Origin of the sequence: Leptolyngbya boryana PCC 6306 (assembly GCF_000353285.1) — a bacterium.
GTDB classification, from domain to species: Bacteria; Cyanobacteriota; Cyanobacteriia; order Leptolyngbyales; family Leptolyngbyaceae; genus Leptolyngbya; species Leptolyngbya boryana.
Genome location: NZ_KB731325.1, coordinates 421906 through 445684, shown reverse-complemented (window position 1 = coordinate 445684; position 23779 = coordinate 421906). Strand labels below are relative to the sequence as shown.

Genomic DNA, 23779 nt, shown 5'->3' with positions numbered 1-23779 from the left:
TGTGACTCCTGTTTTTGCTCAAACTCAGTCCACGATCGCATCACCCGTTGTGCAGGCAGTTCAACAAGCCTTACAAAAGAATATGGACTATCCGAGTAAAGCAAGGTCACAGTTCGGAGTCGGACAAGTCACAAAAGTAGCTGTTCTTCCACCCTATGCGATGGCGACTTGGACTTGGGGACCGACGGGAGGATGGGCAATTTTGATTGAACGGAATCGCAAATGGCAAGTAGTAACGCGGCGCGACGACTGGATCGGATTACGAGGAGTGATCAAGTTCGGTGTGCCAGAATCCGTTGCGATTCAGTTGCTTGATCAGATTATTCCCGATTGGAAAACATTACCATCAGAGTAAAGAACTAGCCATGCAATTACTTCACACCTATCAACGAACTCGAAAACAGATTTGGAGATCGATCAGTTGTACAATTTTGATACTTCTAATTTGGGCAGTATCCTCTGAAGCTGTTCAGGCAAGCCCCTTGCTGTTCCCGGCTCAAATTCCGCTTGAGATTGCACAACTGCAATCAACCTCATCCATTTTTGAATCTATACTGAACGCATTACGCCAAACTGGAGTGCCGCTCCGTTTACCGCCCCGAATTCCCCTTAAATCTCCCATTTATACTGTCTTATGGAATGCTTCCAAGCAAGGCTATCAAGTGGCATTCACGACAAGTCCCGACTGTCGTGCAAACTACTGCCGTAATGGATTCATCAGTGCCGAAAAGCTGCTGCCGAATACGCCTGCTGTCAAGTCAGAATATGCATTTTTGAATGATCCAGCCTTTCGTCCAATTGCGCGATCTCCAGATGCCTTCGGAGCAGTCCAACTTGAAAAAGGCATTCAAGGCTTCTTTGTTCCTTGGGTACTGGGTGCAAATTACAGCGATGCCAAAGTCATTTGGGAGCAATCTGGCTACCGCTACACGGTCAGCTTGAAAAAGGGCGATCGCCAAGCCTTGATCGAAATGGCAAACTCTGCCATCAACTCATCACCTTGATTTGACCTTATGCCAACTCAACCAAGTCCCAAAACTAATGATTCAACACCTTCACAAGCGACTACAGCACAGCCACGATCGCTGACTCAAGATGCTCTGAATGGGTTAGCTCCCCTACTTCGATGGGACAGTGGAGGGCTACTATTTGGGTGTCTTGTTCTGGCACTTCTAATGGCGATCGGTGGACGGAAAAAGCACCTTGTCTTCGGACGTAAAGCAGGAGTATGGGAAAAACTAGCTGCCACACGACGCGCAGAACAACAAATGTGGAAACGCCAGCATAATCGCGTGACACTTTATGTAGGCACACCTCGCAATCGTGGACTCGCAGCACAACTAACAACTCTAATGGGACAACTTCCAACGCTGTATGTTCCTAATGCGAATGAAGGAATTACCGTTTGCGGTGGACCCGGAAAGGGGAAAAGCTATGCGTCGATCGATCCATTAATCCGATCGTCTTTGGATCAAGGCTTTCCGACGATGATCTACGACTACAAAGGTGAACAACTCCGGCGGCACGTTGCTTATGCCGTTACCAAAGGCTACGAAGTCGCAGTCTTTGCGCCAGGATTTGACTATAGCTCAGTTTGCAACCCGCTTGACTTTTTAGAAGATGAAGTGGACTCCACGATGGCAAAACAGTTCGCGATTACGATGAATCGTAACTCAAAAGCTGGAGAAGCTTCTGGTAAGCAAGATGAGTATTTCAAGCAGGCTGGAGATTTACTGGTACAGGCAGTGTTAATGCTGGCAAAAGGAACACCTTACCAAGATTTGACAATGGTATGGGCGATTCTAAGCTGTCCTGATTTAGCTCGTCGAATGTTAGATGCTCAAACTCATGGAGAACTAGATGTTTGGGCATCGATCAGTGCAACAGCATTGACCTCAGTTGCACATGCAGAACAAACAGGCGGCGGAATTATCAGTACAGCCGTCGCGACCTTTGCGCCTTTAATTGATAAGAAGTTTCTGACTTGCCTTTGTGGGAAAACAACGCTACCGCTCGATCTGGTTGGGAAACGATTGATTGTCTTTCAGTTGGATCAACGCACTCGTGATGTCATTGCACCGATCGTCGCGACGATTCTCAATCTATTAGTTGTTCGCAATCTTTCTGAGCGCCGTAAGGAGCCGCTAATTCTGGCAATGGATGAATTTCCAACGCTGTATCTGCAAGCGATCGTGCAGTGGGCAAACGAATACCGCGAAAACGGACTTGCGCTGATTTTGGGCTATCAGAACTATGCACAGTTGGAGAATAAATACGGCAAAGAAATGACTCAAAGCATTCTCGCAGCTTGTGCCACGCAGTTTATCTTCAATCCACAGCATGAGGAAAGCGCTCAACGCTACTCCAAGTACTTTGGCGAAGAAGAAGTGATCATTCGAGCGAGAAGCCGCAATCAGGGCAAAAGCTCAGGTACATCTCAATCCGAGCAGTATCATAAGCGTCCTTTGTTTGAGGCACGATTCCTGCTCACTCTGCCACGCGGAAAATGTGTGTTTGTGAATCCAGCGTATCAAGGTTCCGGTGAAGCGGCGATTCCCTTTTGCCTAGACGTGAAAATTCCAAAATGCGATGATGCAGCTCAACAGTGGAGCGAAGAAAAGTGGGACACGAAAGTACGGCAACGACTGGTTGATCGCGTTACTCGCACTCAGACGAACTGGACACCTGAAGCAATGAAATCACAGCTAAGAGAGCGATTTGAATTTGTGGATCAAATTTTGCTGCCAATGCTAGAGAGCGATTCGTCAGTTGATCCAATCGAAAAGTTTGAAAGCACGACGTTTGAAGAACTTGCTAACAATTGGTAGCCGGAGGATTTATGCCATTATCATCCGATGATTTATCTTCCATTCACAGCGACGCTCAAAACGTTGGGGTTGAGATGGCGCAAGCGGGAACACAACTTCTCCGCGATGGAGTTGAGGCGTATGCAAGACTGCGGAATCAACCGCTATCTCTGAAAATTGAGACTACTGCTCCTGATCGCACCGTTGCCTTACCCTATGAATATTATCAACGGGGACTCCAAGGATCTCGAATTCAAATTGATTTAGGCGCTTCACAACGCGCCCTAAATCATCATTCTCCTGCGATCGTGCAACGAATGCTGACTAATTCTCCGCAAGTTCAAGCGATCGCACAAAATCAAGGCTCTGCGGCGGCTCAAACCTACATTTCGCTGGTTATTCAGCGAGCCGAAGCAAATCAGTATCGGCAACATTCGGGACTGTCACCTGCTGAACGAACAATACAACGGCAACCGTCTCAAAAACCTCCACAAAGGTAATCATGGTTCATACCCTCACTCCAACTCAACATCAATTTATCGAGCAAACGCTTCCAGCAGAAATTGCTGTGATGTGCGATCGCTACCCCAACACAATCTATGAAGTTGCATCTGCTTGGCATTACCCTGAACTTCCAGTCGGCTATCTCCCAAATGTGATCGAAGTGTACTACAGCAATGATGACGGCACAGATACTCCTGATCTAACGATCGAGCAAGGACATCTTACGGGAGTTCGACTGCCAACCGATGACGCGACCTGTGATGTCATTCAAATTGAAGTTGATGGGCAATGGGCGTTTATTCAAATCGGCTCTCAGATTGTTCTCGATCGCTTATCAGGGCGAGTCATTCTGCCAGAGGTGCTGCTAGATGCGGCGCAGTTGGCAGCATCTTCTATTCATACGGTTGCATAGTTCTAGAAAAATCATCATGTCTGAAAACTCCAATTCTGCCACGCCAATCACAGTTCTTGAACATCCAGTTCAACCCGTTCCTACAACTGAAGTTCCTCGTCTTACGCCTGACCAGCAGACAAGTTTCACCCAACTATTGCAACGGATTCGCCACTCAGCAGTGATTGCTGGCTATCTTGATACTTACGCGCCAATCGTTATCCGACATGGGAATCAGCGCCTATTTGAGGCAGTAACCGGAGAAGCGCCTCGTGTTGATCGCATGGAACCAGAACACCTTGCACTCTTGCAGGCAGCATTAGAACGTCCAGAGAGCATTCGAGGAACCGTCAAAATTCTGATTGGCGATCGCGAAGTTTACCGTATTCAAGCTGGAGAAGTTAAGACTGATTTGTTGGGATTGGCAGCACAAGAGCAATCAACATCTCCCAATCCTCACGCTGCTGAAGCAACGAAGGCAACAAATAACACCGAAAACAAGGCTAAGGCAGGTTCAGCAGCTCAAATACCCTCTACTCTGTTGCCAAACTCGCAAACAAATGGTCATCTTTCTCGATCACTCGCCACTTCAGAACAGTCTCAACCAACTTCGAGGAATGGTTCAAATCATCACACACAAGAAGTGAGTCAGCCAGCCACTTCGATCTCTCATTCTGCTTCTCAAACTGACCTTGAACGATTGCGATCGCAAATCGAGCAGCTAGAAAACCGTATTCAACAGTTGAACCGTCAATTGCAGTCGGTTCAATCGACTCCAGCACGATGGGTTGCAACAACAGAACAGAATTTGCAGTCCTGGACGCAAGCGGTTAAACGAGCGATCGCAGAGCCAATGGTTCGATCGATGGAAGGCGGTTTGCGACAAGCAGTAAAGTTATTTGGAGAGGTACAAGCAGATGGCTCGATTTCCTACGATTCAAAGCGAGATCAACGATATGTGATCGACGGAAATCATATTGCTGTGTCAGGACGAGAAACTGGGCAAGATTCCACTCCTACTCAAACGGCGGCAGTGACTCAGACTCCTGCTGATCTTTGGAATCAATATACGCAGGGACTTCAGGGATCACCTAGCCAGATTGCGATGCAGGCGGCTCGGCAGGCATTGAGCGATCACATTCCAGCAAAGGACGTAATGCAAATGCTACGCTCTGATCCTCAATGCCAGAGAACTGAAGTACAGCAGGGATCTCAAGCAGCACAGCGATACGCAGAACTAGTGGTCAGTCGGGCAAGCTATCAGGTTCTTCAGCCTCTCCAGACAAAGAAGAATCTACAGACGGTACGACAGGTTCAATCTTTTCGACAACTGTAAATCTGGACTGATAAATTATGAGCCTATTAAGAATGTGAAGCTCACTAGGTACAAATTCTACCCAGAATGCTGACTTATTGAAGTATGTGCTTGCCAAAAATTTCTTAGAAGGAGCTAATATTATGTCTCAGGCATATTGATGATGCAGTTGGAGCGCAAAATGCAAGATGAACAATTTGACGCAACGCTGGAGCAAGATTCAAAGCAGAATATAGAATCACCTAGCACGAACTTATCTCAAGAGAATGCATATACTACTTCAGAGGCAGTTTATGGCAAGGAATTTAAACAACACCTGCTTGAGCAGTATAAGATGTACGTTGAGATGGCAGATAGAATTAGCTCAAGAAGAGTTCAGATAGGTAGTTTTTACACCTCAATTTTATCTGCGCTTCTAGCATTACTTTCCATAACAGGTAATAAAGAACTTTTTCAAGGTCCACAAAGTTTTGTCCTTCTCACAGTATCAATTCTGGGGCTATGCCTTTGTTTAGCTTGGATTGCAAACATTAATTCATACAAGCAATTAAACTCCTTAAAATTTAGGGTAATTCACGAGATGGAAGCTTATCTACCGTTTGCATGTTATGATAGAGAGTGGCAAATCCTCAAAGAGGATAAGAATCGAAGGAAGTATATTCGTTTAACTGCGATTGAGCAGTATATTCCTATAATTATTGCCGTTCCTTACTTTTTCTTATTAATCTACTCATTCATGAAAATGTTAGGTCAGTAGCGAAAGGTTTCGCCTGTTATTATAGTGAAAGAGCAAAGGTATGTTATGTCTCAGACTGATCAATTAGGTCGAGCAGGGGAACAAGAGCGTTGTGGATTTTATAGCGATTTGAGTTTACTCTTCTCGACTTAGCATTAATCAGATCTTTACTATCGAATGCGTACTCGAACTCAAACTGATTTTCAGCCACTTCTTTGCCAACAATAGAAAGAGTTGCTAAATGCTCAATTAAATTGTCTAGAAACTCTTCAGAATCAGGCAAGTTCGCATCGCACATAGCTGCAAACAAAGTCGTTTTGTCAACAATCTGATGTTGTCCTACTAAGTGATAAAGAAATTCTTTGAGTTGAGCTATATTGACTCCATTTTCAACCATCATTGAGGTAAAAACCCAAGATGAGTAGTTGTTATAAGCTAACTTCAAATCTTCTTCAGTAATGATTGAGTGTCCTCTAGATATAGCATTCTCGTGCGCGTTTTTGAAGAAATAAATAATATCTCTAGGTCGAGGTATTATTCTTTCATAAATATAGTCTTTAGTAGACGTTGAATCTACACTTTCAACAATATATTTATTCCACAAGCTCTCCGGAAGCATCTCATTGCTGCTCAACTCAACAAATCTTTCCTCTATAATTCTAAATAAAACATCCTTATCACCAAGCTTGAGCAGATTAGAGTATTCAATTTTATCTGGTTCTCTAGCCTTACCTAGAATATATTTGAAGATGTCGCTTCTCAAGAAAACAGTTAGATGAAAATCTATCTTTTTCTGTTGACCCCTGACTCTGAAAGAAGATAGCTCTCTAACAATTCTCCCTGTAACTCCAAGCAATCCTAAAATCCACTCGCTTTGAAGAGCAAGCTTATTATCTTTCTTCCAAGACTTATCTAGGTTATCTATCAATACAAAAATCTTTCTATCTTTGTCAAACAAGTTTGACAACAAGTTTCTTATGCTGGCTAAAGTTTCTTCATGCATAATCTCTGCCAACTTTATCTTAAATTCTGAGAATTTCTCATCTTTATTCATCATCTTAGATTGACGAATATTTTCTAGCTCTTCTTCCAGTCTTTCGGAAAAATCTTTTAGGAATAGCTCAGAATTCTTATCAATGAAGCTTTTAAATTCTGATTCAGCAGAGGAAAGAGCATAGAGTGGCTTCAAGATAGTTTTGAGATATATAGATTTTGCTACTTCAGTATAAATCAGAAGCTTCCAAGCACTTTCTACCAAGTAGCTTCTTTCATACTCTTCTGAGGAAACTTGCAGTATTTTGACCAACGCGTCTATCTCAAAATTGACTGGCTTGATTAAACAAATATGATTTCTATTGTCGTTTTCCAAAAAACTTTTTAGATAATATAATGTTGCCGTTTTTCCTGTTCCCTTCCTCCCAATTACAATGTTGTAGTCATTTTTGATTAAAGTAGATAGATTAAATGTTTCAACATAGTAATCTGCTAGTTCTTCACTCTCGTGTTCCGCTAAAAATTCACCGAAACTGATTTTCTGAAGCTCTGTCACCTTCTTCTTGATCTTCCGACTTGTATCCTGCTGTGAATAGTAATCTAAAAGTTTTAGCTTCAAAGGAGCCAGAAATTCAGTGACTACTTCTTCACATCTTTGTTTATTGTCGTATGTAATAAGAAGATCTCTGTAATCAATTGGTACTTCATAAGGCTCCTCCGCTATCATTAAAAGATCTAGACCATATCCAAAAGCTAACCCTCCAACGAGTGAGCATTTTGAGTTCTGAAGTTCATACCCTCTACGAGATGTTGCAGAAAATTCTATTAAAGCGGCATTGTTCAACTGATGTAAGTACCACTCGATAGGCTGTACTTGATTCTCCGATGCGTCATCTACAATGTAAGGAATTCTAGACTCTACAATTTTGTTAGTTATAGCCCGACTATAGGGGGTATCAAATTGATTTTTAACAAAAACTAAGGGCTTATTTGAAACAGATGACTGCTTTCTTTTTACTCGATTTTGAGCTTGAAAATCAGATGCGAAGGAAGCAAAGGCTGCCAAAATTTCAGCACTGTTTACATACTTTTGATAACCGATCGTCGTTAGGGATGAAAGTTCTCTATATCGCCTTATCGATTCAATGTGCGAATAGTCTAGAATCAAAAATATGGGTTTACTCTTCGCTATTGCATATCCAAGTTCAAAGAGAACATTATCACTAAATCCGGTTAAATCAGCACAAAAGCAGTCAGCTTCATCAATAGCTCTCGATACCTCATCAATAATGAGTTTGCCATTAACTACATAATTTCTCCAGGATTTTAACGCGGCGACGCCAGAACCATTAATGAGATTTATTGCTTCTTCAATTGATTCCCCTACTGACCTAGGTTGACCACTATAAGCAAAAAAACCAGTTTTCATGCTACCAGCACCTCAAAAACCGCCGTCTCTTAATCTTGGCAAGAATTAGATTTGCTAGACATCGTAGCGCAATTGAGTGATTTTGGGTATCAATGCTAACCAGACTAATTCAAAACTGTTACGAGGAGAGTAAGATATGACCACTGAAGAATTTCTTTAATTTAGCGTTTGCCTAAAGATACGCCGCCTAGATACTTCACCCACACTTAAACGACTTTAGCGAAAAGGTATTTGTAGATCGTGCAGTTGCTTTTCGAGTTGGCGTGTGAAGTTCATTCCATCTGTATTAGATAGGTCAAATCGACAACCTTGGAAGCAAGAGAATTACCTTGTCTGCTTCTCCTGAGTAGTATAAATTGCAAATGCCGTTTTACCATATGAGCCTGCTTCCAAGCCCAATTTTGTCAGTTAGTAAATATGCACTATGTCTACAATTGCTGCACTTTAAGCTTCCGAATCGGCTGAATTATAGAATTCTGTTGCTCTGAAGCGTTTTTGTAGGCGCGATCGACAATTGCCTGAACATATTGCTCCGCCTGCTGAAGCTGCCGCATCGTTTCCACTCGTTCAGCCGTTATCAGCATCGATCGCACTAATTCCATAGGTTGACCTAGCCGTAATGCTCGTTTTGCCGATTCTAGAAGAATTGCGGTGGGTTCGCCCGTGAGTCCTTGACGATAGTGGTGCAAAAGTTGAGCAGGATTTTGATGTCCCATCTGAAGCAATTTTTGCCAGGTAAAACCATCGGGCACAAGTAATGATTGAGATTGTCCAATCTCCTTCTGAACCCGTCGAATAAATTCTGGATCGCCCGCCGCGATCGCAGTTCTCCCTGGCATTGCCGCCCACTCCTGAAGCGCTTTTGGCACAGAATCAGTCATGGCTAGGTACAGCGATCGTCCAGGGTGTTCGAGCCGAGTGATATCGAGTTGAGCAAGTGCAGTAGCATCTTCTGGTGTTTCTACTAGCACCACACGATTTAGCGCTCCCTGTCCTGTTATCCAACCAAACCCTGAAAAATCGTTAGACTGGGAAGAGACAGGAATTAAAGCTGAATTTTCCAAAGTTTGGAAAATTGGAGTCGCTGATTCTAGAGAAGATTTTTCCAAACTTTGGAAAATTACTCGTTCGGAAGCGATTCGCTGACACTCTGCCACTGCTCGATCGACTGTGTCAGCGAGGCGATCGATTGCGCGTGAGTGTTCAATTGCTCTTGTAAGTTCTGCAATACACTCGTGAGCGTCTCTAACGACTGCTGTAAGGTGGCATCGGGCGTTTGTAAGGTGGTCTGTAACTGCTGCGTTTGCTCGACCAATGCCTGCTGCAAAATCTGTAATGCCTGCTGCAAGGTGGGATCGGGTTGCTGTAATTGCTGCAACAGTTCCAGATAGACCTGAGTGTTGGTTTGAATCATTCGTCGTAAGTTGGTCAGCGAGTCCTGCAAGCTCTGTGCAGGTCGCTTCGGTCGTTTCATCCGCGTGAAGCGCCTCAACTCGACGAGGAAACTGCGCGAATAGGTCACGCACTGATTCATGCCATCGTGTAAGGTCGAGAGCGAGGCGGGCAATGGGTTGAGTTGGGTAGTCAGTGCGTTGAGATGCTGCTCGATAGTCGGATCGGCTTGAAGGATCTGATTTTCTAGAACGGTGAGTCGATCGCTGAAACTGGCTTGTTGATCGCATAAAGTGTTGAGTAAATTCGCGATCGCGACTTGCCGCTCGTTCAGCGTGGTCAGCAAGGTTAATAAGGCGTTCTGTGAAGTCGGATTGAATGGGCAGTCGGACATGATGCAATAAATGAGAATTTTCTGATTTCTGAACAACAAAATTTTGGATGTGGGAAACGCTGTGGATAACTCCCGTGATGAGTTGCTGCTGGTGGCTTAGGAATTGAGCTAGATTCGCTTGACTTTGAGAAACTGGGATTGCAAGTGCAGCATTAATCCAGTGGTGTAAGTGCATCAGAACTGGATTGAGTGTGATCGAGGCGTTCGTGATTACTTGCTGCTCTCGCCAATCACAAAGTTGAGGCAAAAGCTGTGTCAGTTGAGCGGAGAGTGTTGCTGAAGTTGCTGAAGACGCTCCCGAAGGCGTTTTTCCTGCTGTTGAAGCAACGTTTGTACGGTCTTGGGTGAAGGCAGATTTGTTGGGAGATTCAGGTCTTTTGGAGTTGGGCTTTGTATCGATCTCTGAATCAGCAAGCGGTGAATGAGATGTCGTAGCTGAGACAACTCTTGCTGGTTCATTCGAGAACTCGTGTCGAGGCTGTTCTGAAGCTGTTGAAGGCGGTTTTCCAAATGAGCCAGGCTTTGTTGTAGGTGATTTGAGTTCATAGAATGCAATCGTATTTATTGAGGAGGTTCGAGGTGCATGGATAATTGCTGCTGCAAGGCATTCAGTTGTTCTAATTGCTTGCCTAATGAGGCTTGTGAGATCAACAATGTCTCGAACTGCTGACTCAAATGCTGCTGTCCTTCGGTGTTGATTTCCAAATGTTCGCTCAGTCTGGTCAAGCTTTGCTGCAAGGCTTGTAATTGCTCGACTAAGGGGTTCGGTGGCGAATTCGATGGCTTGCTGCTCAGAATATTGCTTAATTCCGCTAAGAAGGTTTCGAGCGTACTCCTCAAGTCGGCTTGGTCGATTTTCAGGTGTTGTAGAGCGTTCTGATTGGTTTCTTGCCAGGAGTGAATGCTTTGAGTTAAGTTTTGAAACTCGTTTTGCTGCTGGCTGAGAATTTGCAGCAGATTGTTCAAGTTGGGTAGGTCTGGAGGTTGAGTCATAGTTGGGATAAGAATAAACTCGCGATGAGGCATTCCGTAACCGATCAAATAAGGCAGGAATGCGATCGCTATATACAACGAGATTGTCGGGAAGAGCAGGTAGAGTTTGAATCCATCGTGTGAGAGAAATCGCAACAGGTTCAACCACAAGAAGTTGCTTAAGATTTGAGGGTGGGACATCAGTTGTAGTAAAAATTCGAGCATCTTGGAGAAAGTAGCTTTGATGAGGATCAAGCTGTTCAATCTGCCCGTTTGAGTATTGAATTGACGCAGTGGTATCGGTAATTGCTGCGATCGTAAAGTGAGAACCATCCTGATGCGGTGTTGTCCACTGCAAGCGATCGCCTAAACTAACCGTAATTGGCTGTGGTCGGTAAAGGTGCTTGCGAAATTGTCGAGGCTCGATCGTCAATTCAGCCTGAGAAGAATCCCGTAGCGTAAAAGTTTTAGCCTGAAGCGCCACGATTGTATAAGGTTCCCCTTTGCTCAAGCCCAAAACAGGATAGTGGTAACGAGGAATCACAACATCATTGATCTGAAATGACTGAACCCTTAACGCTTGAGAAACTGTGAGAGGTTGCGGCTGAAGTTGCCAAAGCGTGAAGGTTGATTCGTGAGCCTGGTGAGCTTGAGCAAGATCTTGCTCAAGTCGATTTCGGCTATCTTCATCAGCAACAATCAAAGCAGTGTGGGCGCGATCGCTAGGCTTCAAAGCAAGATAGGCATCGATTGCTGCTTGAAACGGATTCGCAGATTCAAATACACGATCGCATTCCAAAAGTTGAGCAAATCCATTCAGCGCATTCCCTTTTGAAATCGCACGAATCGCTGGAGCAACATCAACAGAGAAGGAATGCCGATCTGGAATTGTCCAATACTGATTTCCTAGTGCAATCAGCTTTCCGGCTTGCTGCAATGCTTGAAGTGTTTCCAAAAAATCGCCATAGCTAAACGGCTGAACTCGATCAAAGATCCGACGTTCTAATTCTGTCTGCGAAAAGAGCGATCGCGTTTGGGTGCAGGTTGCGATCGCATCCATTAAAACTGCATCGATCGAACGACTAAACCTAGATTGCTCGATTGGAGCAGGATGGCGAATATCAAGCTGAAGTGCAGAATTTTGGGTTTGCCACCACTCATTCAATTCAGCAGTATCAATGTTCAAAATCTTGCGAGGACGAGTTGCGAGACACGCCCATTGTTTCATTGCTGGCGTTGCTGATTCTCCCACCAGATTTAGAATCTGCTGACGACGTTTACTAAAATGCTGAAGCTGTTCCAGCGCGTATCCAGCCAGTTCAAAATGCGAATCGGGACGCAATGTAATCTCATAACCGAGCTGGCGAATCTGGTCGGCAAGTGCATTCGTGTAAAGCGCACTGAGGAAACTACGATCGCGATAGATCCCCGTCGTCTCGATCGTCCGCCACTCCCCATTTGCAATTTGAGTCAGATTTGCAACCACACAATGCGTATGCAAATGAGGGTCATGAGCGCGAGAAGTTTCGTGCTGAAACGCCGCGATTACTAAGTTCTGAGTGGGCACAAGTTGGCGCTGTCCTTGCTCACAAAGCCGCGTGTAGGCATAGCGCTGCTCAACAATCTGTAGAGTGTGTGCGATCGCTTGAGTATGAGCCGCAATCAGCACATCTTGCTCTCCCATCAGCGCCGCCAAGCTAACTGATTTTGGAGCATTGAACGTTAAATCAATTCCGGCTTGATGCTGAGGATGAATTTGCCGCCCCGGAAGCGATTCGCCCGTAGGAGCAAGCCCGGAAAGAATGTTTGAGAAGGCGATTTCATTGACTACTTCTGGGCAAGAAAGTGCGATCGCACCTTGCCCATACCATCGACTGAAATCTGCCGCATCCGAGCCAGGTCGATGATTGTCCTGCATAAAATAGTGAACGCTGTTCTGTGAATGAACACGACCCAGAGTGAGCATAAAGCGTTTCAAAAATTAAATGCCAATACTAGAAAATGCACTCAGATTAGAGCAGTGCAGGCGCGCTGGAGATAGATGAAAAACTCTTACAGATGCTTGGTTGTTCAAGCAGTAAATTTGCCAGTTCTGTAGCTATGGTTAATGTATGCTGAAAGTACAGATATAGCAATAGTTTTGATGCGATTTTACAGATTTTTGTGCATTAGGTGTGAGGCTAAGGGAGAAGGGCAGTAAAGGCCTTCAAACGGCCACTGTGCTGATTTTCAGTCAGCAGTATCATTGCTCTAAATTGCTCTAAATTGCTCTGATGCTTAACAAGATATTCCTTCTTGCTGAAGGAATGACACTAAAGTGCTAAAAAGTGCGCTATCTCACCGTTTTGTGTAGACAAGTAACAATGCTGCCAATAGATCGCGCGATGTTGGCAGAATGAGGGACAGATAGCTTCACCTGAGTTCGCTGATTTCAGTTCTCTAGCAGAATTGTCATCCCACTTTTTTGATCTGATATGTATCGATTGAGTAATGCAGTAACCCTTACTAAGGGCCGTACATTGCAGTGCGGTATTGTTGAACGATCGTTTATTGAATGAATAGAGCCAATGATCCAAACTCTGATTGACCTGGGGCAGTCCTTGACCAAAGTTGTGTTTAGCGATCGCGGTCGATTGGACTACCTCTTAATGAGTCCTGAAGTCACCAGTCCCCTGACCAAAGAACATTTGCAGCTATTACAGATGCACAATGCAACCGCCGCTCCTGAAAACGCAGCTTGGTTAGAGGTAGGTGATGAACTACGAGTCGTCGGCAGCGCGGCTGAAAACTTTGGCGGCGATACTGGAGCCGATGAACGTAAAGAACGACGAGCCGTGTTGAAAACGCTGGCAGTCCTCGGTGCGATTCGAGAGCGATCGCAGTTGCCGAATCAACTCACTGTCCAAGTCGCGTTATTGCTCCCGATGACAGAGTTCACCGATGCTTTAAAGGTTTGCACAAAGATTCAAGAAGCTGCTACCGATTTCTCTTTTCGAGGACAACCTGTAAATCTATCGATGCCGCTGTGTAAACCTTATCCAGAGGGATTTGGATTATTCTTGGGGCGGCGCAGTGAACTAAGCTTGAGAAACATTGCTCCAGACTCGCGCACGTTTTTAGTGTTGATGTTGGGACATCGAAACGCATCAATCCTAGTGTTTCAGAACGGACAACCTCAGCCAGGGAAATCTACCAGTAATGGACCTGGATTCAAAGAAGCGATCGAGAGCAGTGCTGCCGTCCAAGGCATCCTGGTAAGAGACTATGGAAAACTGCTGAATGCCTTCGTGAGCAAAAATCCTAAAGTCGTCTTCGCTGGAGAAAGTCAAGTGCGAGACGTAAGCGAAGCCTTACGAGTTGGACGAGCAACTTACTGGGGACAGCTTGAGAGCTTTTTGATTAACAACTTCGTTCGTCATGTCGATGCTACCTGCGAGGTCATTATCGGAGGTGGCGCATCAATGCTTATCGAGTCAGAGCTAATCGAATTTCTCAATCAACTTGGAATTGAGGAAGCACGACGGAGTTTTGGTGAAGGGGTACGGCGCGGAATTGCCGATCGCTTTGGACACGATAAATTTGCGCTAGAAAATTCTTTAAGCATTCGGATGGTCGATGCGTTCGCTGCATTTCAACATTTTCAACGGCAGCAAGTCCCGATCTAAATACATCCAGTGAAATGACAACAGAATCCAAGGTTAGTAAAAGAAAAACAGTCTTGCGGCTCTCGGCAGTTGAAGACTCAGAGTGGGAATTGCTGTACCACTATATTCTGAACAGTTCCAAGCTGGGATCGCGGGAGCTAGTGAATCGATCACTGCGATCGTTCTGGCTCCCCTTCGCTTACCGAGAGACAGAAAAGTTTTCTGAAGCCGATCTTAAAGAAGTAGCACTTGACTGTTTAGCACAGCTATATGCTCAGATGTTGCTGATCAGTGAACGATTTGAAGTCACGCCTCAATTTATGAATCAATCTCCTCACACGGGAAGTGCGACAGCAACAGTAATTTCAAATCTTCCTGATAGTCGAGACACACCAGAACCAGAAGTCCCAGTTTTGAACTCGCCTGAATTCTTTGACTATGATGACAGTGCATTTATGAATATGTTGCGCTCATAATTGTGATCTCCTACTGGAGATAGAAATATGGCTGAATCGCGCTCCCCAATTGATGCAAGCGTGTATCGACTCGCTTATTTAGGTCTTGCTCGACAGGTGACAGGTCGAGCAACCCTTACAACCGAAGAATTGCATCACGAGTATGGTGGCAAGCCGGATGCTAAAAAGCTCGATCAATCGATCGTGCAGTTAGCTTTTCAGCAAGGACTGAACAAACAGCAAGTTTTTGATCTGCTAGCAGTCAGCCCGCAGATTCAACACGCACTAAAACAGGAGGGACAATCGATCGAGCAGGTCAAGCAGTACGCCATTCACCTGATTCAGCACACTCGGAATCAGGGCAGTTCGAGAGAACAGCGAGCATTACCCAGCATCGTTTCCAAGGAGCCGCGATCGCAATGAGGTTTATCGAGACACAACGCTTTGGGAATGACGACTGTTTTGTATATCGTCTGAAGCGAGAAGATTGGCAAGTTAACGAATGATGAATCTGGATTGAATCTGTCGATCGTGAGTGTTCTAATCAAAATAAATAGGCTTCCGATTGCGAATGAAAAAAGATAGCGCAATGCTCTCCCTATCCATTGTCGAAGTAGCCCAAGCTGATTTTCAGGAATGGCTCGACTTGGCATTAGAACTTTGGACTGATTACTCAGTTGAAGAAATGCAAGCGAGTCTGAACGAGATTCTGCACTCACCTCGGCAGTCAGCGGTTTTGGTAAAAACTGAAACAGGCAGTGCGATCGCATTTATGAATCTTTCGCTTCGGTCTGACTATGTTCCGGGTGCGACTCAAAGCCCCGTTGCTTTTGTCGAAGGAATTTATGTCAAGCCAGACTATCAAAAACAAGGGGTTGGCAAAGCCTTGATTCAGTATGCGGAGCAATGGGCACAAGCACATGGCTGTGTCGAACTCGCTTCGGATGCTTTACTAGAGAACACAACCAGCCATGCCTTTCACCGTCAGGTCGGCTTTCAAGAAGTGGAACGACTGGTTGCCTTTATCAAGCCCATTGCTCCTACAAACGACGCTGGTGCGATTAAACAGCCTTAATCAGCAACACCAATCGTTTTAAGCTCCCCGTTTGAGAAGTAAAAGATCTCTGACCCATATTCTACGGCTCGATTAAACCGCTCGATCTCAGACAACTTGGAAGACGTGCCAGATTTATAGTCATTGGGCGATCTCCAAACTTCGATCGCAGATTGAGCAATAAACGCCTCTCGCTCTGGAGTGTTCCGCTTCAAAGGGAAATACTCACGATTCGCTGGACCTTGCTCACCACTGCGTTTAAGTAGCATCGCAACGTACACAGGTTGACGGATACCCGCAGGTGGTCTGGGGTAATCTCGCACGATCGCGCTCTTAAAGATTTGATTGCCTTGATTGATCGCTAGGCGGAACTGTGACGTTTGCGTTTGAGGATTCACCAATAGCACCGCATAATCTTGCTGCTGGTCTTGATTGAAGTCAGCGGAAAAGATGCTACAGGTATAGCTAATCTTAGGACGATTGGGTTGCTCTGGTTGCTGCTCAAGTTTTTGAATGACTGGAATAAAGTCGCTGGGTTGGGCTAAGCGTAACCCACCAAAGGTTTTCTGTAATGCAACTGGCACTTGACCTCGGCATTGAATATCAGGGAGAGTAGCTGAGGGAGAATTTGAGGATTGAGCGGAAGATTGACTGAAGGTAGAACAGGCTGATAGTAGAATGAAAGAGGCTGGAACAATCTGGCGTAACATGAAATACCTCTCGAAAGTTAAAGCGGATCAACAATTGAGCAACAGCTAGAAGAGTTCGACTCGGTTTTAGAAGATAGTTGCTACGACGTAAGCAGGGTACAGAAGTTTCTTGCTGTTGCTCCATATCGACTGAGATTGCGAGTTTCTGCGACCTGCTCGACAACATCAACGACTGGATTAACTTTTTTCGCGATTCTCAATGGGTAGCAACGATTTAGGAGTTGCGCTTTGCGCTAATCGCATACAACACATCGACATTCAACGCTTGAATCTGCTGCTGCTGAAGGAACTGCAAATTTGTGTCTCGAACTCGTTGCTGAGCCGCTGTATCCAATTGGTCGATCGTGCCACGACAGCCACCGCCCAAACACATCGTCCACCAATCTTCCGGCGTATCCAGTGTGTGGGTTCCGGCTTCTGCAAACACCTCGACTTGAGTTGCTCCTCCCGCTTCTAGCAGCGCTTTGAGTGCATCAGGTTCTCGAATTCGATCCCACGGGGTGAATTGCTTGACTAAATCAGGACGCTCCGCACGAATCGCATCCCAGAAGACTCGATTCGCAGGTTCAAATACGTTCTTGCCCCAAGAGGTAATCGCCAGCTTGCCACCAGGACGCAGCATCCGCAATAGTTCCCGCACCGCAGCGACCATATCTGGAACAAAGAAGATGCCGAACACACAGACGATCGCATCAAAGCTCTCATCCGGCAACCCCAGTGATTCAAAATCCCCAGCCCGAAACTCAATATGGTTCAGTCCTTGCTGTCGAGCTTTCTGACGACCGAGTTGGAGCAGGGATTCAGCAAGATCAACCGCGAGAACTTGTCCAGTCGAACCGACACAGATGGCGGCTGGAATCGCAGATGCACCAGAATCACAACAAACATCTAAAACGCGATCGCCAGAATTCAAAGCGAGTTGATCGATCGTCCGTTGTCCAAACCGATTCCAGAACGACAATGCTGGCGCATCAAAATAATCTGAAGCCGTATTAAAAACCGCTTCTGTTCGTGCGAGTGCTGTTTCTTTGTTCATGATCCAGAAATAAAATGTTACAGAACAACAGGTTGCAGATGATCAGGAATCCGCTACCTTAGACGTGTTATCACTCTACGTTGCTTTTCTACAAGGAGGTGGACGATGACTGTATTCTTTGCCGAAATCACTTCAATGCTTCAACCGCAAGGCACAGAGGGTCTCGTTTTCTCCTGCACGATCCAGGGCTAACCTCCCGGCTGTGAACCTTGCTATCCACAAGTTGTCATCACAGCAAAAAACACTCATGAATTTAGAACAATTGGGCTGGAACGATACGATCGCTTCCAGTTTCATTCCCTATCGCCAGCAAGGATTCGTTGCAGGTCGGGTTGCGGTGGAATATCGCGATCGCTATCTCCTCTACACCGGGCAAGGCGAACAATTTGCAGAAGTCACAGGTAAATTCCGCCACCAAGCGACTGGAATTCAAGATTTCCCAGCCGTTGGCGATTGGGTTGCAATTCACAAGACCACAATTCATGCCGTGTTGCCAAGGCTGAGCAAATTTTCTCGTAAAATAGCAGGCGGCACGACTGAGGAACAGGTCATTGCAACGAATGTAGATACAGTTTTTCTCGTTTCTGGATTAGATGGGGACTTCAATCTCAGACGGATTGAACGCTATCTCGTCTTAGTTTGGGAAAGCGGTGCAATGCCTGTGATTGTCTTAAACAAAGCAGATCTCTGCCTCGATCTTGAATGTCGCATTGCTGAAGTAGAAGAGATCGCTCTCGGTGTCCCTGTTATTGCCTTAAGTGCAGCACAAGAGATTAAGGTTCTTCAGCCTTATCTTCAACTGGGAAAAACGATCGCGTTACTAGGCTCATCAGGTGTTGGTAAATCGACGATTACGAATCAACTCAAAGGTGAGTCAGTTCAAGTCGTCCAATCCGTTCGACTAGGAGACGATCGCGGTAAACATACCACAACGCATCGGCAGCTAATTTCCTTAGCTTCTGGTGCATTGATTATCGATACACCCGGAATGCGGGAACTGCAACTTTGGTCAGGTGCGGAAGCATTACCCGAAACGTTTGCAGATGTGGAAGCATTCGCGCAGCACTGTCGGTTTCGGGATTGCCAACATGAACAGGAACCAGGTTGTGCGGTGCAAAGCGCGATCGCAACCAGACAATTGAACACAAGTCGATTTCTGAGCTATCAGAAGTTGCAGCGAGAACTTCAGCATATCAATCGCAAACAGGATCAACGAGCTAATCTAGCCGAGAAGGAGCGGTGGAAGAAGATCCATAAAGCGATGCGGAAGAATCCTAAACTTCAACGGTAGAGTTTGGGTTTAGCCTGCGGTTCTTTTGGAGTGGCATTCTGCGCTAATCGCAAGGGATGTGAGGAATGCATTCAACATTAGCTTGAGAGCATAATGATCATTCCTCACAATTCTTCTCCTGACGCTCAGCCGGAACCCAGTTACACACTAACTTACCATCGACGGTGATCCACTTTGCGGTTAGTCCCCGCGGTTCCTTCGGAGTTGCGCTCTGCGCTAAACGCGAGAACAGAGAAGTAGATTGTTGATTGTTCGCAACCTTGGGTTCGATCGTTAAAGTTTTCATTGTTCGACTCCTTAGAAATTTCAGAATGGTTTGATGTATCGAAAGGCGATATTTTTATAGACGATTCACCTGCGGAATTTATGCGGATATCACTCTTTTGGAAGCAGGTAATGCCTTCAATCGGGCTGAACGAATGAAACACTAGACTAAGTTGAGATGCAGGGAACTATCCCTACCTCTCTAAAATCATTGGGTAAAGTGCGCCCTAGCTATGCAATCCAAGCCGCTAAAAGATGCTCTGCGTTTTCTGCTTCTGCGGTTGTTGGATCAACAATTGTTTCGATCTTTGAAAGGCGGAAAATAACCTCGAACTTAGAATCAGCGGATGTTTGATCGTCCGCCTGTATTTGAATTGCTGGGCGGATCGCGACCCATCTATCATTTCTAGATCACAATTCACGTCGCATCACAAGTTCGCCGTTCTCTTCTTTTCCGGTGTAAACAAAACCCATCTTCTCGTAGAACGGACCGGGACCCCCTTTAGCTAGCACACAACTTGTTTCGACCGCATCTGCTCCAGGGCGCGTCTTGACATATGCGAAGAACAACTCTAGCGCCTTTCGCCCGTACCCATGCCCCTGATATTGCTCACCGATCATAAAGCGCCACAGAAAGTACTCTTGTTGCGCTACGTCGTCTTCCAACATCAAAAAACCGACTGGCACATCACCAGCGTAGATTGCACGGAACCAAGCAACCTCTGGATTGAAATGCGCTTCTGCGATAGACACGGCGTTGGATGCCACGAACTGCTCTTGGTGTGGGGCTACTTTTAAGCGGATGATATCACGCCAGTTTTCCTTAGTAATCTCACGCAGCGTTACTTCGAGGTTGGGCTTGGACATACAGAATGTTCTCCCTGGATAATGCTTTTGAGAATAGTTTCTCACTCAATAACACAAGCAATACCCCCGCTCCTCTTCTGAAGCTCACCCTCGACCTGCTAAAGCTGACACACGAGCTTCTGAAGCCCTCCTGCCCGCCCTCAAACTCCTCCACCTCAGTCTTGCTCTGTTAATCCCTGCGGCGTTCCTGTTGTGCAATTCATCGGGTTCCAATCAAGACGGGCTGAAAGAACTGATCATCCAACCGAGTCACTGAACGATAGCCAACTTGTGCCATCAACTGCATCAAGTGGGTTGGACTCACCGCATAGTAGCGCGATCTCATCACCGTTGTCGTCGCACGATCACTCTGTTGATCATCCTCTACGAAATACAGGGACAAATCGTAAACCTCATCGACAAAATCCCACACTTGAAACACCAAATAGCGTTTCCCTGCGGCTTCACGAATCCCATAAGGTTTGACAATTCCTGTGCCTCGTGGTTCTTTGTCGTAATCCCGAATCGTGAGTAGGCAACCGCCACCCGGACGGGTACACCGATACATTTGACCAAGCGCAGTGAGAATCTCCGCATCGCTAAGCAAATGAGGAATCGAATTATCGCACGACAGTACCACATCAAATTGAGCTTGATGACGATCGTAAGCAGTCCGCATGTCGCAAACCGAAAAACGAATGTCTAAATGACGGGCTTTGGCTTCTTGCTGAGCGCGATCGATCTCCTGAACAGAAAGGTCAGAAGCAGTTACCCGATATCCTTGCGCCGCTAATCCGAGTGTCTGCGTTCCAATACCACAGGAAACATCTAAAAGGGTGTGTGCTTCGCTCCAGTGCGATCGAATGATTTGGGATAGCTGAGCCGCTTGAAGTGAGATTGCAGCTTCCCAATCGCCATAGATAATGTGATAAAAGGGCGCAAGTTGATCATAAAAATCAGTCATCGCAAGATTTCCAATTCGAGTTCTTATACCCACCCATTACTGACCTAATCTTGAAACCTGCTCCAGCAAAAGCAATTCCGAAGATGACTCCAGAGATGGCAAACAATAGGCTGAAACCTGCCGCAAAATAGCCGACGATCCCTACTACTACGGAGATTAGCCAGAAGCTAGAAACCCACTTGGGTAGCTTTCTGGCTCGCCAAGAGCCAACTGCAAATAAACTCAGACCCACAGAGAATGTCAATGCTCCGATCGAGTACAGACTGACTCCGGCTAGGGTTCCTGTACGGATGATCACAATGCCAATGGTTGCAAGTAGAAATCCGAAAAATCCCCATAGTCCAGACTCTTGATGCTGAAATCCATACATGCCAAAGATTCCAAATAAGATGAAGAGATCTGTCAGGAGGTAAAGCATTGCAACTGTACCACTAGAAGCATCAGCGGGGACAAACGAGTTGACTGCGCGAAGGATGCCTGCAAGGACTGCTGCGAGTCCGCCTAACCGAATCAGCGTAGTACTAGACATTGGACTGTCCTCTGTTCTTCAAGCGACTTGACTAATATGAGCCGCAACAATCTGCCAAATCTCCGGCTCAGTGTGTGCCCAAACACGAGTAAATCGAAAATCACCATTAGCAGCACTACCTTGGTAGCTCCCGACAATTTGCATTCGGACAGACACGATCGCGACTTCTCCACAGATTTGAATCTGGCGCTCAGACGGATTCAAATCATGGAACTGAAACGCTCCTGATTCGTGGGCAGCCAGATCGTCTTGCTTCTTCAACAATTCTCCCCGATGACTGATAATGATGATGTCTGGAGCAAGAAGTTCATTTAAGACGCGCACATCCGAGGTGAGCATTGCCTGCCTGAGCCGTTCTTCAATCTCAGTAATTTGAGCTTCAATGATTTCAATCATGGTCGTTCTCCTCATCGGAAGTTGGATCGTATGTTGGTAGACAATGACTGCCTAGTTCATCTACAAATTGTGCAATTTGTTTTGGCGATCGCAGGTGATAAACATTTATCCCTCCACCTAGCTTTGAAAGGCAATCACCGTAGTCATCACTTCAGGCTTCATCACTCATTCATTCCGTCAACGCTTCAATTCAAGCACATCAAACTCTAAATCGCTCAGAATTTCTGCGTTCCGTATATCCCATCTAGAGAATCGCTAAAGTGGTTAAAGCAATTAGGCAAATAAACTGAATCGATAGGCAGAGCACTCGAAAGTTTGGATTGAGACGTGCAATATGAATGATCGAGTGCAAAATCCGAAATCCCATGTAGGTCACAATCAGAATATCGATTGCAGTTCCAAACACTTCCCGGCTTGTTAGGAGAAACACAACGCCCAGGTACAACGGTAAGTTCTCAACTAAATTCGCTTGCGATCGATAGAGCCGCCATAGCAGACTTTCGTCGTTTGGGGTGGCAAAATCTTTGACGGAGCCGCCCTGAGCAAGATGGCGAATCCTCACCACGAGCAATAGAGTGACGATCGCAATCGTCCACAAAATGAAAATTACTAATCCCCAAAGTGAAATCGTCATGTTCTATCTCCTCTCATCAACGTTGCCCCCAGCTTAGAGAGGTTGTCGTGGAGAACGATAGAACAATATTGCCGAGCTTTGGGACATTCTTGCGATTAGACTTGCTGCACTTGTTTCGGAGTCACACCTAAAACCCGCTTAAAGCATCGCGTCAGATGGCTTTGATCGCAAAATCCGACTTGAGTTGCGATCAAAGCAATGCTCAAATCGGTTTGTCGCAACAGAATGCTCGCTTTCTCAATCCGGCACTGCAAAATGTACTGGTGCGGCGTGATGTTCATGGTTTGCTTAAACAGACGTAAGAAATGATAAGGACTCATTTGTGCGATCGTAGCTAGTTCAATCAGTTTTAAGTCGTGATGTAAATTCTCCTGAATATATTCCGTCACCTGTCTCAGTTTCAGTTTCGATAATCCATCTGTATCACCAGAACTCTTGGGTTGTGTTGTGCAATAATTTCGCAGCAGATGGATTGCTAATGTTGTTCTGAGACTATCAACCAGCAGTTGTCCTCCGAATTTGTTCCCTTCGACTTCTGCTCTCAGTGTCGAAACAATCCCTTGGATCAGGGCATCTTGCTGAGTCATAAAGGCAGGAATGAGTTCAATGCGATCGGGATTCACCCAATCTTGACCAATGTGCTGGAGTAAGGCAGGATCAAGTGCCACGATCGTAAACTCGGCTGCAATGCTCCAATTACATCGCTGAGCAATACCCGATGGAATCATTGCAATATCTCCCGTATTGCGGGCTTCTCGTTTCAACTGACCATCCAGCCATCGCTCTCCCGATCTCAACGCTAGCGGGATTGTTTCTATCAACGGACAATACGCAATCACATGCCAATTGCCTTGATGTTCAGGGGTCTCGAACTGCGGTTGGTGATGATGTTCAAAGTGGATCTGCTCCCAGCCACAACTCTTGAGCACCGCAGGATGTGGCAGCAGAAAATCGGAGGTCTGCTGGCTGCTAAAGTCAATCTGCTGGATAGATGGCTCTGACGATCGCATGGCTAAGAGGGAA

At 45.7% G+C, this 23779-nt stretch carries 23 protein-coding genes; 12 read left to right on the top strand and 11 right to left on the bottom strand.

Translation table 11 applies throughout. The features are described 5' to 3' along the window. Position 1 precedes the first annotated feature (1 nt). The 7 genes from LEPBO_RS0132855 to LEPBO_RS39155 all read left to right on the top strand — a co-directional run bounded on the left by LEPBO_RS0132855 (position 2) and on the right by LEPBO_RS39155 (position 5774). Positions 2-355: a hypothetical protein gene (locus tag LEPBO_RS0132855; RefSeq protein WP_144056432.1), complete on the top strand. Its 354-nt coding sequence runs from the start codon at positions 2-4 to the stop codon at positions 353-355. A gap of 10 nt (positions 356-365) precedes the next feature. Then, positions 366-1004 carry a hypothetical protein gene (locus LEPBO_RS39160; protein ID WP_017291848.1) on the top strand — a complete coding sequence of 213 codons (639 nt, stop codon included), beginning with the start codon at positions 366-368 and terminating at the stop codon, positions 1002-1004. Positions 1005-1013: 9 nt separating this feature from the next. Further along, complete coding sequence (locus tag LEPBO_RS0132845) at positions 1014-2828, top strand: type IV secretory system conjugative DNA transfer family protein (protein ID WP_017291847.1); 1815 nt, start codon at positions 1014-1016, stop codon at positions 2826-2828. An 11-nt stretch (positions 2829-2839) separates the two neighbouring features. Next, positions 2840-3307 carry a hypothetical protein gene (locus tag LEPBO_RS0132840; protein ID WP_017291846.1) on the top strand — a complete coding sequence of 156 codons (468 nt, stop codon included), beginning with the start codon at positions 2840-2842 and terminating at the stop codon, positions 3305-3307. Positions 3308-3309: 2 nt separating this feature from the next. Next, positions 3310-3723 (top strand): hypothetical protein, encoded by a 414-nt coding sequence (locus tag LEPBO_RS0132835; RefSeq protein WP_017291845.1) that lies wholly within the window; start codon positions 3310-3312, stop codon positions 3721-3723. A gap of 16 nt (positions 3724-3739) precedes the next feature. Next, the gene (locus tag LEPBO_RS0132830; RefSeq protein WP_017291844.1) at positions 3740-5038 is read left to right on the top strand and encodes a hypothetical protein; all 1299 of its coding nucleotides are present in this window, start codon (positions 3740-3742) and stop codon (positions 5036-5038) included. A 160-nt stretch (positions 5039-5198) separates the two neighbouring features. Then, positions 5199-5774, top strand: coding sequence for a RipA family octameric membrane protein (locus LEPBO_RS39155; protein ID WP_144056431.1), 576 nt, complete (start codon positions 5199-5201; stop codon positions 5772-5774). Positions 5775-5817: 43 nt separating this feature from the next. On the opposite strand, the gene LEPBO_RS0132820 is transcribed toward LEPBO_RS39155, so the two are convergent. Both LEPBO_RS0132820 and mobF read right to left on the bottom strand, forming a co-directional pair. Beyond that, complete coding sequence (locus tag LEPBO_RS0132820) at positions 5818-8175, bottom strand: P-loop ATPase, Sll1717 family (protein ID WP_017291842.1); 2358 nt, start codon at positions 8173-8175, stop codon at positions 5818-5820. Positions 8176-8603: 428 nt separating this feature from the next. Next, the gene (mobF, locus tag LEPBO_RS0132815; protein WP_026149096.1) at positions 8604-12899 is read right to left on the bottom strand and encodes a MobF family relaxase; all 4296 of its coding nucleotides are present in this window, start codon (positions 12897-12899) and stop codon (positions 8604-8606) included. Between the two features lie 601 nt (positions 12900-13500). Here mobF and LEPBO_RS0132810 point away from each other — a divergent pair. From LEPBO_RS0132810 to aac(6'), 4 genes are all read left to right on the top strand, one after another. After that, complete coding sequence (locus LEPBO_RS0132810) at positions 13501-14598, top strand: ParM/StbA family protein (RefSeq protein WP_017291841.1); 1098 nt, start codon at positions 13501-13503, stop codon at positions 14596-14598. Positions 14599-14612: 14 nt separating this feature from the next. Further along, a complete protein-coding gene (locus tag LEPBO_RS0132805) occupies positions 14613-15053 on the top strand; it encodes a hypothetical protein (RefSeq protein ID WP_017291840.1) in 441 nt (146 codons plus the stop codon). A gap of 27 nt (positions 15054-15080) precedes the next feature. After that, complete coding sequence (locus LEPBO_RS0132800; RefSeq protein ID WP_017291839.1) at positions 15081-15455, top strand: hypothetical protein; 375 nt, start codon at positions 15081-15083, stop codon at positions 15453-15455. A gap of 148 nt (positions 15456-15603) precedes the next feature. Then, positions 15604-16107, top strand: coding sequence for an aminoglycoside 6'-N-acetyltransferase (gene aac(6') / locus LEPBO_RS0132795; RefSeq protein WP_017291838.1), 504 nt, complete (start codon positions 15604-15606; stop codon positions 16105-16107). On the opposite strand, the gene LEPBO_RS0132790 is transcribed toward aac(6'), so the two are convergent. Both LEPBO_RS0132790 and LEPBO_RS0132785 read right to left on the bottom strand, forming a co-directional pair. Then, the gene (locus LEPBO_RS0132790) at positions 16104-16796 is read right to left on the bottom strand and encodes a hypothetical protein (RefSeq protein ID WP_017291837.1); all 693 of its coding nucleotides are present in this window, start codon (positions 16794-16796) and stop codon (positions 16104-16106) included. The genes aac(6') and LEPBO_RS0132790 overlap by 4 nt on opposite strands. A gap of 214 nt (positions 16797-17010) precedes the next feature. After that, entirely contained in the window at positions 17011-17832 is an 822-nt protein-coding gene (locus tag LEPBO_RS0132785; protein ID WP_017291836.1) for a class I SAM-dependent methyltransferase, read from the bottom strand. Positions 17833-18079: 247 nt separating this feature from the next. Between LEPBO_RS0132785 and rsgA the strand changes: the two genes are divergently transcribed. Continuing rightward, the gene (rsgA, locus tag LEPBO_RS0132780; RefSeq protein WP_017291835.1) at positions 18080-19123 is read left to right on the top strand and encodes a ribosome small subunit-dependent GTPase A; all 1044 of its coding nucleotides are present in this window, start codon (positions 18080-18082) and stop codon (positions 19121-19123) included. A gap of 97 nt (positions 19124-19220) precedes the next feature. On the opposite strand, the gene LEPBO_RS0132775 is transcribed toward rsgA, so the two are convergent. The 7 genes from LEPBO_RS0132775 to LEPBO_RS0132745 form a co-directional block, all read right to left on the bottom strand. After that, positions 19221-19409 (bottom strand): hypothetical protein, encoded by a 189-nt coding sequence (locus LEPBO_RS0132775; protein WP_017291834.1) that lies wholly within the window; start codon positions 19407-19409, stop codon positions 19221-19223. A 389-nt stretch (positions 19410-19798) separates the two neighbouring features. Further along, positions 19799-20254 (bottom strand): GNAT family N-acetyltransferase, encoded by a 456-nt coding sequence (locus tag LEPBO_RS0132770; protein WP_017291832.1) that lies wholly within the window; start codon positions 20252-20254, stop codon positions 19799-19801. A 199-nt stretch (positions 20255-20453) separates the two neighbouring features. Next, on the bottom strand, positions 20454-21197 hold the full coding sequence (locus tag LEPBO_RS0132765) for a class I SAM-dependent methyltransferase (RefSeq protein ID WP_017291831.1): 744 nt from the start codon (positions 21195-21197) through the stop codon (positions 20454-20456). Next, entirely contained in the window at positions 21190-21726 is a 537-nt protein-coding gene (locus tag LEPBO_RS43520) for a hypothetical protein (RefSeq protein ID WP_017291830.1), read from the bottom strand. The genes LEPBO_RS0132765 and LEPBO_RS43520 overlap by 8 nt, the downstream gene beginning before the upstream one ends. A gap of 18 nt (positions 21727-21744) precedes the next feature. Then, positions 21745-22122: a nuclear transport factor 2 family protein gene (locus tag LEPBO_RS0132755; protein WP_017291829.1), complete on the bottom strand. Its 378-nt coding sequence runs from the start codon at positions 22120-22122 to the stop codon at positions 21745-21747. 244 nt (positions 22123-22366) lie between these two features. Beyond that, entirely contained in the window at positions 22367-22756 is a 390-nt protein-coding gene (locus LEPBO_RS0132750) for an MAPEG family protein (RefSeq protein ID WP_017291828.1), read from the bottom strand. 95 nt (positions 22757-22851) lie between these two features. Then, positions 22852-23766 carry an AraC family transcriptional regulator gene (locus LEPBO_RS0132745; protein WP_017291827.1) on the bottom strand — a complete coding sequence of 305 codons (915 nt, stop codon included), beginning with the start codon at positions 23764-23766 and terminating at the stop codon, positions 22852-22854. Between the last annotated feature and the right edge of the window lie 13 nt (positions 23767-23779).

Excerpts from the sequence above, each read along its gene's own strand:
- LEPBO_RS39160 (WP_017291848.1), top strand. The coding sequence starts at position 366 with ATGCAATTACTTCACACCTATCAACGAACTCGAAAACAGATTTGGAGA.
- LEPBO_RS0132845 (WP_017291847.1), top strand. The coding sequence starts at position 1,014 with ATGCCAACTCAACCAAGTCCCAAAACTAATGATTCAACACCTTCACAA.
- LEPBO_RS0132840 (WP_017291846.1), top strand. The coding sequence starts at position 2,840 with ATGCCATTATCATCCGATGATTTATCTTCCATTCACAGCGACGCTCAA.
- LEPBO_RS0132835 (WP_017291845.1), top strand. The coding sequence starts at position 3,310 with ATGGTTCATACCCTCACTCCAACTCAACATCAATTTATCGAGCAAACG.
- LEPBO_RS0132830 (WP_017291844.1), top strand. The coding sequence starts at position 3,740 with ATGTCTGAAAACTCCAATTCTGCCACGCCAATCACAGTTCTTGAACAT.
- LEPBO_RS39155 (WP_144056431.1), top strand. The coding sequence starts at position 5,199 with ATGCAAGATGAACAATTTGACGCAACGCTGGAGCAAGATTCAAAGCAG.
- LEPBO_RS0132820 (WP_017291842.1), bottom strand. The coding sequence starts at position 8,175 with ATGAAAACTGGTTTTTTTGCTTATAGTGGTCAACCTAGGTCAGTAGGG.
- mobF (WP_026149096.1), bottom strand. The coding sequence starts at position 12,899 with ATGCTCACTCTGGGTCGTGTTCATTCACAGAACAGCGTTCACTATTTT.
- LEPBO_RS0132810 (WP_017291841.1), top strand. The coding sequence starts at position 13,501 with ATGATCCAAACTCTGATTGACCTGGGGCAGTCCTTGACCAAAGTTGTG.
- LEPBO_RS0132805 (WP_017291840.1), top strand. The coding sequence starts at position 14,613 with ATGACAACAGAATCCAAGGTTAGTAAAAGAAAAACAGTCTTGCGGCTC.
- LEPBO_RS0132800 (WP_017291839.1), top strand. The coding sequence starts at position 15,081 with ATGGCTGAATCGCGCTCCCCAATTGATGCAAGCGTGTATCGACTCGCT.
- LEPBO_RS0132790 (WP_017291837.1), bottom strand. The coding sequence starts at position 16,796 with ATGTTACGCCAGATTGTTCCAGCCTCTTTCATTCTACTATCAGCCTGT.
- LEPBO_RS0132785 (WP_017291836.1), bottom strand. The coding sequence starts at position 17,832 with ATGAACAAAGAAACAGCACTCGCACGAACAGAAGCGGTTTTTAATACG.
- rsgA (WP_017291835.1), top strand. The coding sequence starts at position 18,080 with ATGAATTTAGAACAATTGGGCTGGAACGATACGATCGCTTCCAGTTTC.
- LEPBO_RS0132775 (WP_017291834.1), bottom strand. The coding sequence starts at position 19,409 with ATGAAAACTTTAACGATCGAACCCAAGGTTGCGAACAATCAACAATCT.
- LEPBO_RS0132770 (WP_017291832.1), bottom strand. The coding sequence starts at position 20,254 with ATGTCCAAGCCCAACCTCGAAGTAACGCTGCGTGAGATTACTAAGGAA.
- LEPBO_RS0132765 (WP_017291831.1), bottom strand. The coding sequence starts at position 21,197 with ATGACTGATTTTTATGATCAACTTGCGCCCTTTTATCACATTATCTAT.
- LEPBO_RS43520 (WP_017291830.1), bottom strand. The coding sequence starts at position 21,726 with ATGTCTAGTACTACGCTGATTCGGTTAGGCGGACTCGCAGCAGTCCTT.
- LEPBO_RS0132755 (WP_017291829.1), bottom strand. The coding sequence starts at position 22,122 with ATGATTGAAATCATTGAAGCTCAAATTACTGAGATTGAAGAACGGCTC.
- LEPBO_RS0132750 (WP_017291828.1), bottom strand. The coding sequence starts at position 22,756 with ATGACGATTTCACTTTGGGGATTAGTAATTTTCATTTTGTGGACGATT.
- LEPBO_RS0132745 (WP_017291827.1), bottom strand. The coding sequence starts at position 23,766 with ATGCGATCGTCAGAGCCATCTATCCAGCAGATTGACTTTAGCAGCCAG.